Origin of the sequence: Oceanobacillus aidingensis (assembly GCF_042654105.1) — a bacterium.
GTDB lineage: Bacteria > Bacillota > Bacilli > Bacillales > Amphibacillaceae > Oceanobacillus > Oceanobacillus oncorhynchi.
Genome location: NZ_JBHSFT010000020.1, coordinates 218,953 through 231,527 on the forward strand (window position 1 = coordinate 218,953; position 12,575 = coordinate 231,527).

The 12,575-nt window shown below is 39.0% G+C and carries 14 protein-coding genes; all 14 read right to left on the reverse strand.

The window, feature by feature from the left end; all coding sequences use genetic code 11:
- Window positions 1-169: 169 nt before the first annotated feature.
- Window positions 170-1,066: a permease-like cell division protein FtsX gene (ftsX, locus tag ACFO3P_RS14195; protein ID WP_042530201.1), complete on the reverse strand. Its 897-nt coding sequence runs from the start codon at window positions 1,064-1,066 to the stop codon at window positions 170-172.
- Window positions 1,056-1,742: a cell division ATP-binding protein FtsE gene (gene ftsE, locus ACFO3P_RS14200; protein WP_042530199.1), complete on the reverse strand. Its 687-nt coding sequence runs from the start codon at window positions 1,740-1,742 to the stop codon at window positions 1,056-1,058. Before ftsE ends, ftsX begins: the two co-directional genes overlap by 11 nt.
- 663 nt (window positions 1,743-2,405) lie before the next feature.
- On the reverse strand, window positions 2,406-2,720 hold the full coding sequence (locus ACFO3P_RS14205; protein ID WP_042530197.1) for a c-type cytochrome: 315 nt from the start codon (window positions 2,718-2,720) through the stop codon (window positions 2,406-2,408).
- A 94-nt stretch (window positions 2,721-2,814) separates the two neighbouring features.
- Window positions 2,815-3,916 (reverse strand): peptide chain release factor 2 gene (prfB, locus tag ACFO3P_RS14210; RefSeq protein WP_139089017.1). Its coding sequence is split into 2 segments (ribosomal slippage): window positions 2,815-3,843 and window positions 3,845-3,916, totalling 1,101 coding nucleotides; the frame shifts between segments, so codons are not numbered across the junction.
- A gap of 153 nt (window positions 3,917-4,069) precedes the next feature.
- Window positions 4,070-6,589, reverse strand: a complete 2,520-nt coding sequence (gene secA / locus ACFO3P_RS14215) for a preprotein translocase subunit SecA (protein ID WP_042530195.1) — start codon at window positions 6,587-6,589, stop codon at window positions 4,070-4,072.
- A 356-nt stretch (window positions 6,590-6,945) separates the two neighbouring features.
- Window positions 6,946-7,092, reverse strand: coding sequence for a hypothetical protein (locus ACFO3P_RS14220; protein ID WP_175297008.1), 147 nt, complete (start codon window positions 7,090-7,092; stop codon window positions 6,946-6,948).
- A 412-nt stretch (window positions 7,093-7,504) separates the two neighbouring features.
- Window positions 7,505-8,059 carry a ribosome hibernation-promoting factor, HPF/YfiA family gene (hpf, locus tag ACFO3P_RS14225; protein ID WP_042530193.1) on the reverse strand — a complete coding sequence of 185 codons (555 nt, stop codon included), beginning with the start codon at window positions 8,057-8,059 and terminating at the stop codon, window positions 7,505-7,507.
- Window positions 8,060-8,369: 310 nt separating this feature from the next.
- Complete coding sequence (gene fliT / locus ACFO3P_RS14230) at window positions 8,370-8,723, reverse strand: flagellar protein FliT (RefSeq protein ID WP_042530191.1); 354 nt, start codon at window positions 8,721-8,723, stop codon at window positions 8,370-8,372.
- On the reverse strand, window positions 8,723-9,124 hold the full coding sequence (gene fliS, locus ACFO3P_RS14235; protein ID WP_042530189.1) for a flagellar export chaperone FliS: 402 nt from the start codon (window positions 9,122-9,124) through the stop codon (window positions 8,723-8,725). Before fliS ends, fliT begins: the two co-directional genes overlap by 1 nt.
- Window positions 9,125-9,143: 19 nt before the next feature.
- Window positions 9,144-10,676, reverse strand: coding sequence for a flagellar hook-associated protein 2 (locus ACFO3P_RS14240; RefSeq protein ID WP_379542454.1), 1,533 nt, complete (start codon window positions 10,674-10,676; stop codon window positions 9,144-9,146).
- A 12-nt stretch (window positions 10,677-10,688) separates the two neighbouring features.
- Window positions 10,689-11,048 carry a flagellar protein FlaG gene (gene flaG / locus ACFO3P_RS14245; protein WP_084612853.1) on the reverse strand — a complete coding sequence of 120 codons (360 nt, stop codon included), beginning with the start codon at window positions 11,046-11,048 and terminating at the stop codon, window positions 10,689-10,691.
- Between the two features lie 127 nt (window positions 11,049-11,175).
- Entirely contained in the window at window positions 11,176-11,400 is a 225-nt protein-coding gene (csrA, locus tag ACFO3P_RS14250; protein WP_040978816.1) for a carbon storage regulator CsrA, read from the reverse strand.
- Window positions 11,400-11,846, reverse strand: coding sequence for a flagellar assembly protein FliW (fliW, locus tag ACFO3P_RS14255; RefSeq protein ID WP_379542455.1), 447 nt, complete (start codon window positions 11,844-11,846; stop codon window positions 11,400-11,402). The genes csrA and fliW overlap by 1 nt, the downstream gene beginning before the upstream one ends.
- Before the next feature lie 12 nt (window positions 11,847-11,858).
- Complete coding sequence (locus tag ACFO3P_RS14260; protein ID WP_368901344.1) at window positions 11,859-12,422, reverse strand: DUF6470 family protein; 564 nt, start codon at window positions 12,420-12,422, stop codon at window positions 11,859-11,861.
- Window positions 12,423-12,575: the final 153 nt, after the last annotated feature.

Here is a 12,575-nt window from a genome sequence, read left to right on the forward strand (position 1 = left end):
CTGCTTTATAGTAAATTGTGATTTTTTTATCAGCTGAAAACTGCCCCCTATGTCTTTCTGCTCAGCTGACTATTCTATTTTAGAAAAACTCGTATTCACTGCGTTTGCAGCAAATGCGAGTTTTTCTTATTTTCCCTATATGGAACATAATCTTTATTTCTTTTGTATGCTAGACTTTTAAGAATTTACGTACACTCATCACGCTTCCCCAAACGCCGATTACTGCTCCTATCAGCAGTACCATCCCGGACAGCTGCCAAGCAAATGGATTGAATGGCAGAAGGTCTATAAATCGGAAGGTATTCGTTATACCTGGTAAGTTATGATAAATATAATAATAACCTCCCACGATAACGGCCATTGGGGTTATGGAACCAAGTATCCCTAACAGTGCCCCTTCCACAAAGAACGGCCAGCGAATAAAGGAATTCGTTGCTCCTACTAATTTCTGAATGCCAATTTCGGTACTTCTTGCAATAATTGTTATCTTGATTGTATTTGAAATTAAGAAAATAGCTGTAAATACCAGCGCTATAATCAATGCCATTCCAATTGCTCTTGCATAATTATTAAATTGGAAAAGCCGATCAACTACTTCTTGGCCATATAATACATCTTCTACGCTGTCTAACTCGCTGATTTGATTGGCAATAGCCTCTGTTTCCTCAGGAATGCCAGCTTCCACGATATATACATGGTTCAACGGGTTGTCCTGCTCCAGCATGACCCACGCCTGGCCGTCATCTCCCATACTGTCAATTAAGCTTTTTAATTCATTATCATTGGAAGAAAATTGAACCTCTGCCACACCATCTATCTGTTCAATTTCTTCACCGAGTTCGACAATTTGATCTTCATCTGCCGTTAATTCAATTAGCGTACTGATTTGTACATCCTGCTCGATATTCCTTGCCATTTGGTCAAGGTTCAGAACTAAAGCCAAAAATACAGCTACAAGAATTAAGGTTGTGGTTACGGCCGCAATGGAGGCAAAGGTCATCCAGCCATTCCGGAATATGTTTTTCATACCTTCACGTATATGTCTTAACAATGTTCTAAACTTCATAGCCGTAGTCACCCCGCTGTTGATCTCGTACAATATTCCCATCTTCAATTGCAATGACACGACGTTTAATTGTATTAACAATATGTTTACTGTGAGTTGCCATGATTATGGTTGTACCTTTTGAATTAATGTCTTCTAAAACTTCCATAATTCCCCATGAAGTATCCGGGTCCAGGTTTCCTGTCGGTTCATCGGCTATTACAACCTTAGGGTTATTTACAATCGCCCGTGCAATTGCCACACGCTGCTGTTCCCCGCCAGATAATTCACTTGGAATCATTTTTGCTTTATCCTCTAATCCTACAAGCTGCAAGACTTCTGACACTCTGCGTTTAATACTTTTTGGCGACGTTTCGATTACTTCTAAAGCAAACGCCACATTTTCATAGACTGTCAGTTTTTGCAGAAGTTTGAAATCCTGAAAGACAACCCCTATATCACGACGCAAGTATGGGATATGCCTTTCTTTTATTTTACTTAATTCTCGTCCATTAATGATTATCTTACCTTTTGTCGGCTTTGCTTCACGATAAATCAAACGAATAAAGGATGATTTACCAGCCCCGCTCGGCCCGACAAGATAAACAAATTCACCACGATCGATATGTATATTTATATCGTTCAGTGCTGTCACACCATTACTATATGTTTTGGATACATTCTCCATTGTTATCATTTCATGACCACCTAATTTAATATATTATTTCCGCTTATGACTTTAACCGTTACTGATATCTGTCTGATTAACTGCCAAAAAAATACATATTTTGCAAGATCTATCTATTTATATATTTCTGTTATATTTTTATTTCTGCTATTTTATCTCTATCTTTTTATATCATTAGAATTCATTTAAATAGATTTAAACGACCAAAAATAATTATAACATCTCTGTGTATTTTATGATGAAAAAATCGTATTACATTTTTATTTCAATTCGACAACTCTTGTAACAATCAAAAAAGAACACTAATTAAGCTCGGCATAGAGCGGTTTAACACAGCTTCTTATAATCGACAATTTTTTATGTTTACTAGTTGAAAAGGTTTTGTTTTAAAGGATAACGGGTAATTGAGCGGTTTGTGCTAAAACGACGGATTTTGGAATTTTTGAAAGGCTGGAGGGTACACTGTATTTCATGAAGAAGATTGATTTTTATCATTATTTCTATTTGAACATTCAAGTAAAAAGCAGCATTAACCCGCTATACCTAATAAACGAAGAACTATGAATGTAAACCTGATAACGACGAAATATCAATGCTTTTAAAATACTTTTTTTAAATAAAATGAGAAGAAGAGACACAGACGCTTGCCGTAAAGCAAACGTCTGTCCGTCCCTATTGTTCAATTAACCAGGATGCCAACTCTTCTAAGTCTTGTCCTTCTACTTGCGACTGCGGCGGCATGCTGCCTATACCTTCTTGGACGATATCCTCAATTTGTTCCTGAGAATATTTTGACCCAATATCAAGCAGTTCAGGACCGCCATTTCCAGAAAGGTCAGCACCATGACAGTTAGCACAGTTATTGCGATACACTTCCTCGCCAGCTTCTAAATTTTCAGCTGAATCGCTGTTGGTATCGTCTGCATTACCGCAAGCTCCCAGAATAATAACCATTCCCAGGAACAAGGCAGCTAATCCTTTTTTCATCGCCTCAATCCTCCTTGCCAGTTGCTACTATTAGTATATCTGCTTCGGTTTCATTCTACATAAATCATTATGAACAAAAAAGGACAATTGGTGTTTATTTCATTTGGGAACGGAGATATCCGTCAATAAATATATCCAGATTACCGTCCATTACTGCCTGCGTATTCCCTGTCTCCACATCTGTTCTATGATCCTTGACCATTGAATACGGGTGGAAAACATACGAACGAATCTGGCTTCCCCAGCCAATTTCCATTTGTTCTCCGCGAATTTCTGCTAGTTCTTGCCGCTGTTTTTCAATCTCCAGCTGATAAAGCTTTGATTTTAACATTTTCATCGCTTGTTCCCGGTTTTTGATCTGGGAACGTTCATTTTGACAGGTAACAATGATATTAGTCGGAAGATGCGTAATCCGTACAGCCGAATCCGTCGTATTGACATGCTGCCCGCCGGCGCCGCTTGCACGATACGTGTCTATTTTTAAATCCTCTGTTTTTACATCAATATCTACGTCGTCGCTCATCTCTGGTGTCACATCACAGGATACAAAAGATGTATGCCGTCTTCCTGAGGAGTCAAAAGGAGAAATTCGGACAAGACGATGAACCCCTTTTTCCGCTTTTAAATAGCCATAGACGTTATGACCTTTGATTAATAACGTAACGCTTTTCACACCAGCTTCATCTCCGGGGAGGTAATCAATGGTCTCCACAGAAAACGAATGGCTTTCCGCCCAGCGCTGATACATACGCAGCAGCATACTTGCCCAATCCTGCGATTCTGTACCGCCTGCTCCTGGGTGCAGCTCTAAAATCGCATTATTCGCATCGTAAGGCTCGCTCAATAAGAGCTGTAATTCAAATTTATTTACTTTCTCTTTAAAATCCTTCAGCTCTGACTGCAGATCTTCAAATAACTCTTGGTCATTTTCCTCTTTAACCAGCTCATAAGATACTTCCAGATTGTCTAATGTTTCTTCAATCTCTTCAAAAGAATCGACGTAGCTTTTTAATCCATTCGATTCTTGAATAACTGTTTGCGCTTGATTCTGATCATCCCAAAAAGCAGGATCGGCCATCAATGCTTCTAATTCAGCAATCCGTGCTTTCTTTTGTTCGAGGTCAAAGAGACCCCCTGAAATCTTCAACACGTGAAGTTATTTTTTCCAGTTCTTGTTTAATTTCGCTTAATTCCATATACTGATTCCTCCTAATATTGCTTTTCCTTGCCATGGTATAACAGGTGCTCTGTGCAGGAAAGCTCTCTGTTTCCCCCAGCCGGGTTTCCCCGCCAATAGCCGTTGTATCCACTATTGAACAGGGGGTTATTTCAAATGAATGCCGATTAGCTTATTGCTTACCATGACAGTTTTTATACTTTTTACCGCTGCCGCATGGACAAGGGTCATTTCGCCCTACGGTATTATTTTTCACAACTGGTTTTCTGGATTTTTTCTTCTGACCGTCACCGCCTCCAGAAACAGCTTGCGTATTTTTAACGACTTCCTGACGCTGCAGATTATCCTGAATCTGTGCTTTCATCACATATTTGGATACTTCCTCTTCAATGCTTGCAATCATTTCTTCAAACATTGTGAAGCCTTCCATTTGATATTCACGCAGCGGATCGTTCTGACCGTAGGCACGTAAATGAATACCTTGGCGAAGCTGATCCATCTGGTCAATATGGTCCATCCATTTTGTATCTACTGTGCGCAGCAGAATAACTTTTTCAAACTCAACAAACTGTTCCGGCGTAATCTCTGCTTCTTTTGCATCATAACGGCGATTCACTTTTTCCATAATAATGCCGGTTATTTCTTCTGCTTCCTTATCCTGAAGCTCTGCCGTTGTCATATCACCTTGCTCTAATAGGTTACCTTCTATATATTCCACAATAGCATCCAGGTTCCATTTATCTTCATCATTATCCTGTGTATGTGTTGCAACAATTCGCTCTACAGTAGATTGAATCATATTTATAATGATTTCACGCAGGTTGGTTTCAGAATCAATGACGTCAAAACGCTGTTTATAAATAATTTCACGCTGTTCACGAAGCACATCATCATAAGACAGAACCGTTTTACGTGCATCGTAGTTATTCCCTTCCACACGCTTTTGAGCAGATTCTACTGCACGGGAAACCATTTTACTTTCGATTGGCTGGTCATCATCCATGCCAAGCCTTTCCATCATCGCTTTCAAATTATCTGAACCGAAACGGCGCATCAGCTCATCTTCCATAGATAAGAAAAATTGGGATATTCCCGGATCACCCTGACGTCCGGAACGTCCGCGGAGCTGATTATCAATACGGCGTGATTCGTGTCGTTCCGTGCCGATGACAGCCAGTCCGCCGAGGTCTTTCACACCGTCTCCTAATTTAATATCTGTACCGCGGCCTGCCATGTTGGTTGCGATGGTTACTGCACCTCGCTGACCGGCATTTTCAATAATTTCCGCCTCACGGAAGTGGTTTTTCGCATTTAGTACTTCATGCTTTACTCCCGCACGCTTCAGCAGCTGTGAAATCAGCTCGGAGGTTTCTACCGCTACCGTACCGACCAGAACCGGCTGGCCCGTTTCATGGCGTTCTTTGATGTTATTAACAACGGATTTAAACTTGCCTTCCATCGTTTTATAAATTTGATCTGCACGGTCATCTCTTTGGACTGGCTGATTAGTTGGGATAGCAATAACATCCATATTATAGATGCTTCTGAACTCTTCTTCCTCTGTTTTTGCTGTACCTGTCATACCAGACAATTTTTTGTACATACGGAAATAGTTCTGGAAAGTAATCGAAGCAAGCGTCATACTCTCATTTTGTATTTGTAAGTTTTCCTTCGCTTCAATTGCCTGATGCAGACCATCACTATAGCGGCGGCCTTTCATTTTACGTCCAGTAAACTGGTCGATAATAATGACTTCGCCTTCTTCTACCATATAATCCGTATCTTTATGCATGGATACGTGCGCTTTCAATGCCTGATTAATATGATGCGTTAAGGAAACATGTGATAATTCAAATAAATTTTCAATACTGAAGAATTTCTCTGCTTTATCAATTCCTTGTTCCGTTAATTGTACTGCTTTTGTTTTTTCCTCGAAGGTATAATCTGTTTCCTTTTGCAGTGTACGCACAAATCGATCTGCCTGCTGATAGAGCGATGCAGATTTTTTTGCTGATCCAGAAATAATCAATGGCGTACGGGCTTCATCAATTAAAATCGAGTCAACCTCATCGATAATGGCATAATTCAATGGCCGCTGCACCATCTGTTCTTTATATAACACCATGTTATCTCTTAAGTAATCAAAACCAAATTCATTATTTGTTCCATAAGTGATATCTGCTTGATACGCTTTACGCTTATCTTCCTTGGGAAGACCATTGTGGTTTAAACCGACCGTTAATCCTAAAAAAGCAAACAGCTCTCCATTTTCTTTCGCATCACGATCTGCTAAATAATCATTGACTGTAATAATATGCACGCCTTCACCCGAAAGCGCATTAAGATACGCTGGCATCGTTGAAGCCAACGTTTTCCCTTCCCCTGTTTTCATTTCAGATATATTTCCATTATGCAGCGCTACCGCACCGACTAACTGTGTACGGAAAGGGCGCATTCCGAGCACACGCTTAGAGGCTTCACGAACAACCGCATATGCTTCTACAAGAAGGTTGTCCAATTCTTCTCCATTTGCGACCCGTTCCTTAAATTCCTCTGTTTTCTTCTGTAAATCATTATCTGAAAGCTTCTGCACCTCAGGCTCTAATGCTTCGATCTTGTCCACCTGTTTTTCGATACGCTTCACTTGTTTTTGATTTCCGTCACCAAAAATCTTCGTTAAAATTCCTGCCATTATGAACGCTCCTCAGTTAATTGAAACTTTTATTGCTTATAGAATTACACTTGATTCAAAATTATATGTCATATACCACTATTTAAAGGTAATGATATCGTAGCTGATAAATTTACCATGTCTGATAGGCAATAGTCAATATAAGTAATCATAACACTTCCTAAACCGTTATGACAACTTACATTGTCCGTTTCGTTCCCAGCAGGGTCTCTTTCTGACACAAGCTAATTATCTATATACTGACAGACCTCCTGCATGTATAAAAAAAAGAACTGAAATGTTGATTTCAGTCCTGAATGAAGTGATCTTCCGAGGGTGTTTTGCGAAGAGTAGTACCGATTATAGATACACTACTTTTAAACTTTTTCTTTTTGTTCAGAGGATATCTGTGCAAGATGCTTATTGAGGTTGCCTACAATACGTAATAGCTGCTGAATCGTATGCTCGTGCTGACTTACCCGCTGTTCCAATTCATCCAGCACTCGCTGTGTCGTATACTGCATTTGACTGCCCCCCTTTACTTTCTAATTTATTTATACCACACGCCTTCTTTTCCAGCGAATCCGCAAACTCCATTTTTCAACAGCCAAAAACACAGTTTGTCTAGACAAACTGTGTTTTTGGCTGTAAAAATGACGCGTTTACCCGTATAAACTGAAAAAAAACGCCAGTTTGATGTTTTTTTCGACAAAATTTCATCGATTGGATAAAATTGATAAATTTTTTGGCTTATTTATTCTTCCTTTACCACAACAAAGCCTGTACATACGCACTTTGTGAGCTATTTCTATCATCGCTATATATTTTTTTCTTGATAAAAAAACTTTTTAGCCATCTCGTAAAAAAGCAGGATATTGCTCCCTCCATCGGAAGCAATATCCTGCTTTTTCTATTAATATACTATTTTATTTTGATTTAAACATGCGGTTCAATCAATCCGTATTTTCCATCACGGCGTTTATAAACCACATTGGTTTCTCCAGATTGATCATTAGTAAATACAAAGAAGCTGTGTCCAAGCATATCCATTTGCAGGATTGCTTCTTCAGAATCCATTGGTTTTAAGTTAAAACGTTTGGTACGTACTAATTCAATTTGATTTTCATTTTCTTCAGATGCCAGTTTTGCTTCTTTTTCTAATTCAGCAAAAGCATGCTTAGGAGCGCCGTTTTGTCTGAATTTACGATTGATTTTAGTTTTATGTTTGCGAATTTGTCTTTCTAATTTATCTACGGCTAAGTCTACAGCAGCATATAAGTCAATATGCTGTACCTCTGCACGCAGTAAGAGATTTGTCATTGGGATGGTAACCTCAATGCGCTGTTCATCATTATAGACACTTAGATTTACATGCACATCGCTAGTCGGAGCGGAATCAAAATATCTTTCCAGTTTGCTGATTTTCTTCTCAACATACTCTCGAATAGCGTTTGTAACCTCAATATTTTCGCCTCTAATATTAAATTTCATATAAGTGTCCTCCTTCTTTACTTTTATAAATATATTATAGCACTATTTCACAAACTTCTCTTGTCTAAACCCTTAATTTTCGTAAACGTTTTCTATTCATCCGGCCCAACCCCTGTACATGCAAGGGTTAGAAAGATTAAAATTTTTTGACAAAATTCGAAGTTATGTTTGAATTCGATTTACTAGAATCATATCCTTCTATTCTTTTTCTTCTCCACATCTAAGACAGAAAGTAAAGCATCCTCTCTTCTAAAAAAAGATAACCAGCCTGGCCATTGCTGATTATCTCTTTTTGAAAGGTAACAAACCTTTATTTTTTCTGATCTAAAAACATGCCGTCCATGCTTTGCATATTTTTATATGGATTGGAATAGCTTGATGTTGATTTCTTTTGCTGCTGTACCTGCTTCATTTCATTTTTTAAAGCAAAGAATATAAATTTTATCTTTTGCTCAATATCTTGGTTCATGTGGACGATTGCTTTTCCCAGCTTGTCTTCATCCTTTGTGTATGGAGGAGCTATTGCATCAAGCAGCTCTCCTCTCTCTTCCATCATTTTTTGAAAGGTATTGATAACCTCTTCCCGATTATGTGAATCAATATCCTGGGATAATAGCTGCTGCATGCTCTCTGTTAATTGGTAGATAGGTATGATCCGGTTCATCAGATGGAAGCACCCTGACTGTATTTCTGCTGACGATCCTTTAGAATGACCTGTTTCCAAACATCGCGAAATTCCTCTGCATAGCTGAGCGCCTCTTCTAACTTTTCGGTATCATTTTTTATATTCGCTTCTGTTAATAGATTATGCATATAGTCATATAACGGCATCATCTGATGAGAGATTTCCATATTCATATCCAATGTCACCATGAGTTCATTAATGATTTTTTGCGCTTTTTGGATGTTGGTATTTTTAGCAGCAAAATGGTCATTATCCATCTCTTTCCTTGCTTGTTTAATAAATTTAATACAGCCATTATAGAGCATCAGCGTCAGCTCTCCGCCTGATGCTGTATTAACGGCGTTATTTTGATAGGTTTGATATGCTTTATTACTACTCAAATTGCATCACCCTTCTTTCTTATTGTGCCAGTCCAGGAGCAAAATTCGACATCAGCATATCGGATTGCTGATTCATCATGGAAATAGCACGCTCCATCTCTGAAAATTGTCTCCAATAACGCGATTCAACTTTTTCCAAACGACGCTCGAAATTCTCAATTCGGCTGTTGATTTCTTCCATGCGCTTCCCTAGTGCATACCCATCTAAGGATACACTTGTTGCCGTGCCAGCACGCTGATTAATTTGACCGATTGTATCTTCCACAGCATCTTCCAGACGATTGATTAATCCTCTGCCTTCTCCTTCTGAACTGTTCGAGAAGAGCCTTTGTACACTTTCCGGATCGGCAGCAAGTGCATCCCACAAATCAGCTTCATTAATAACAAGCTTCCCGCCATCCATATAATCAGATGACGTTTCAATTCCAATCTCTGTTAATGAAGTGAATGCTCCGTCATTTTTAACTGTTCCATACCAGCTTTGGCGCATATTAGTTAATCCACTAGATAAGAATGATTCTCCCCGCAGCATTCCGCTTTTTGCTTTTTCTTCCCAAAGTTCAATTTCACGCTCGGACATATCTGATTTTTGCTCATCTGTTAACGGAGGAAAATCACGGAAAACTTGTTCCCGCTGCGATTCATTTATTTTCTCAACAATTTCATTATAAGCTTCCACAAACTCGGTGATTTTTTCAACGGTATGGTCAATATCATTGGTTACGTTTAATGTTGCTTCGCCTTCTGTTTTATTTAAGAATTGGAAGGTGACGCCATTTAGCTGGTAGTGGTTATCCTGAGTTTCTACTTCATAGGCACCGTTGTATGTGAATTTTGCGTTTTGGGCGCCTTGTTCTCCACCTCTCATTACTCCATCTTCCACTTCTACCGGATCTTGACTTAGTCCTAATTGTGAGAAAAAACTTCCTTCACTATCATCAAATTCTATTTCTTTTCCATTCGGATTATAAACCCCGGTTCTTGTAGCTTCTATAATAACTTTATTTGAATTCTCATCATAAGTCATCCGAACTGGACTATCTACATCATCATTAATTCTCTTGACAACATCGGAAAGTTTGTCTCCATCCCGAATCTCATATTTATGTTCTTTAACCCCGTTATCTCCGTAAGAACTATCTTTTCCATATGTTTTAAATGTGATAGAACCAGTAATTCCTTGCTCACTTAAAGTCTTTTCAGTATCAAATTGAACTTCTTTAGCTCCAACATTAATCGCAGAGGTCGCTAACTGCTCCACATTAATCCGATACGTACCACTATTCGCACCAGCATTCCCCGTAGCACGAACCGCATCCTCCTGTGTCGAGGAAATAATTTTTTTATTAAAAGTTTCACTCAATTTCATATTCAAAATCATATTCTGATCAAAGTTGCCTAATAATTTATTAACGTCCCGGAAAGCATCACGTTTCCATTCCAGCTTTGTCCGGTCCTGATGCATTTTATCAAGCGGGATTCTTTCTGCGTTCATTAAATCTTTAATCATGGATTCTGTATCAATTCCACTTGCCAATCCGCCAATTCGCATATTCACTCACCTCTATATCTTTTTATTGATTAACAGGCCCATGAAGTCGGCCATTTCTGCATACATATCTAATAACTTTTTGGGAGGAATTTCTCGTATAACCTCGTCTTTATCTGCGTCTACAACAGTAACATAATACTTTTCCAATTTATCGTGCATTTCAAACTTTACATTTCTTCTGACCGGCTCTAAAAAGCCATTCATTTTTTCAATAACCTGCTCTACTTGTTCTTTGCTCACTGCTCTGCTCGCTTCTGTCTTGGTTGCTTCTATTTCTTTTGCTTCAGATGGTAAAGCAGCGGGGGATGTAACAGCCTTAATGGGATGAGGAATAAATGAAGTGTCCTGCACTCCAGTTTTATTTACAACCATCAGGTCACAACTCCTTACTGTTTATCTTTTATATCGGCTTCTTTTATGAAATGTAAAGGGTTAAATACAAGTTTTCTAGCATGATTGTCAGGTTTATCTGTACGATAATAAAAGAAGGACGTAAAAGTTATAGTTTTTCTCCTTTTAAGAAATCAAAGAGGTTTTGATCAATCTGTGCCGCTTGATTATTTTGGTTTTTGATATCTACATAAATCTCCTGCCGGTAGATATCTACTGACTTTGGCGCACGAATACCCAGCTTGACCTGATCCCCTTCAATCGCAATTACTTCTACTTCAATATCGTCACCGATTTGGATAGCTTCATTTCTTTTTCTGGAAAGTACAAGCATTATTTTTCCTCCTTTTCATTGGAAGGCCGGTTGATTGGCGTTCTGGATGAATACGCATCCGTTTGAAGGACGACCTGTTTTGCCAAGTTTTCTTTAACGTGAATCACAATTGGCGCTTTCAGGTTAATGGTGCTGTCCGTAAAAGGTTTATTTACAGTGACAATCGTATAGATAGCTACATCATTGCGATCTTTTATTTTTAACAGGTCAATAGTAGAGGGTTCCAGTTCAAACACATAATCCTGATACAGATAATAGGGGTCGGTAATGATAAAAGCTAATTGCGCATTATCTGCCGATTGTAAAATATGAAACATCTGGTTATCTGGAAATTCCAGTAATACAAATTGTTTGGACTCTGAAAATCCGGGTATTCCGGATGGAAATGTAATTATTTTTGACTCATCGACTTCGATTTCACCTAAGTACGCTGATGTCATCTTCATGGTGCACACTCCTTATATTTTTGTATTGATTACTTCAATTGTTAACTCCGGACGCTGGGCGAGGGAGGATTCTATGCTTCCAGGTGTATATTGCATGATTGGTTTATTTGCTCTTCCTTCAATCACCGGCTGATGTGTTTGCACCTGAATATCTAAATCTGCCGGTTCATAGGAAGTTTTTACAGCAAAGGTAGAAGGTATAAATGTAATCCCCAATCTTTTTTGCTCTGAAAATGCGTTTTCCATCGCCTGTGCCTTGATGGTATCTGCACTATTTTCAATGCGCATTAATGCATTGCCCTGCCGTGCTCTTCTGGCAGTCCCTTGAGCAGCCGCCTGTTCCCCGGCCTGCGCATTTTTGGCGATGCTTTTTTTCGCACTTAATAAATTCATGTCCTCCCATGCCTGGCTCTGATCGATGTTTAGCTTTCCTTGTTTCGTACGCATGGAGATTTCTGCTTTGGGCTGTCTGATGATTAAATCACCAGACGGTTGTGACATATGTAATTGTGCCGGCTCTGTTTGAATTTGTATTTTTGCCGGCTGTGAATGCATTCTAATTTGTGGAATCTCCATCTCTTTTCCCTCTCCATCGCATGATTTAGAAAACATTGGCTTGGCTAAGCCTTTGAGTGAATAACATGCTCACATCCGTCTTATAAAAAAACTGTCCTATTTGCTAAAAACACCCTGCTCCAAACAACGTAGTGGGCAGGGTGTTTTAAACGT